The organism is Streptomyces sp. DH37, from assembly GCF_029813835.1.
Classification (GTDB): Bacteria; Actinomycetota; Actinomycetes; order Streptomycetales; family Streptomycetaceae; genus Streptomyces.
In genome coordinates this window covers 1-388 of sequence record NZ_JARVKV010000247.1, presented here as the reverse complement: position 1 = coordinate 388, position 388 = coordinate 1, and the positions used below count along the sequence as shown (strand labels likewise).

Here is a 388-nt window from a genome sequence, read left to right as displayed (position 1 = left end):
GTCCGGGTGACATGCCGAACGTGTAGCCTCGTGAGGGCACAGACGTCGCTGCTGATGGCGGTCGGGCGGCCACACGGGCCGGCCGTGGGAGAGAGGGCCTCCGACGGACTGCGCTGCGGTCAGGGGACACGTACGTCCGTGAAGTGCGTACGGTGACGACGGCACACGACGGTGCACCACCGGTGTGTCCGCTCCCACGCTCCTGCCCGCTGCCGCAGACCAGCCAGCCGTACCACCTCGACCGACCGAGGAGCAGCTTCCTGATGACAACGACCGACACTTCGACCGGCGCCGTGCGGGACTTCATGGTCGCGGACCTGTCCCTGGCCGCGTTCGGCCGCAAGGAGATCACGCTGGCCGAGCACGAGATGCCCGGTCTGATGGCGAT

General features: G+C 68.8%; 1 protein-coding gene. It reads left to right on the top strand.

What is annotated here, in order from left to right:
* Positions 1–263 precede the first annotated feature (263 nt).
* On the top strand, positions 264–388 hold a 125-nt coding region (locus tag QC029_RS30875; protein ID WP_279559140.1), incomplete at its 3' end, for an adenosylhomocysteinase.